Here is a 329-nt window from a genome sequence, read left to right on the forward strand (position 1 = left end):
AAAAGAAAGACATGGTGAGCCCATTTCCTGGCCCGGTGTGGGCCGAATTTTCTCCGGGCTCTCGCGTGCACGCCGAAGGACGCATAGAATGAAGGCGATGCGTGAGCCCAGAAACCCGCGCGTCCCAGTGCCGCCGAACTACGCCTCGGCGGCACTCGCGCGTGTACCTCTAACGTTCTGCGTTGGATATGGCGTCCTTTAGCTATCACCGCCCTCGGCGGGCGACGGGATCCCGTACACGCCGCGTGCGACCCTGGCCAACGCTCCCGTCCGTACCAGTTCTGTCAGCTCCGGGCCCAGTCCGCTGAGTTTGATGTCCGGGCGTACGG

At 63.8% G+C, this 329-nt stretch carries 1 protein-coding gene; it reads right to left on the bottom strand.

What is annotated here, in order from left to right; all coding sequences use genetic code 11:
* Positions 1–198: 198 nt before the first annotated feature.
* Positions 199–315 carry a type IV toxin-antitoxin system AbiEi family antitoxin domain-containing protein gene (locus tag DSY14_RS29710; RefSeq protein ID WP_374224077.1) on the bottom strand — a complete coding sequence of 39 codons (117 nt, stop codon included), beginning with the start codon at positions 313–315 and terminating at the stop codon, positions 199–201.
* Between the last annotated feature and the right edge of the window lie 14 nt (positions 316–329).

This window comes from Nocardiopsis sp. MG754419 (assembly GCF_018207095.1).
GTDB lineage: Bacteria > Actinomycetota > Actinomycetes > Streptosporangiales > Streptosporangiaceae > Nocardiopsis.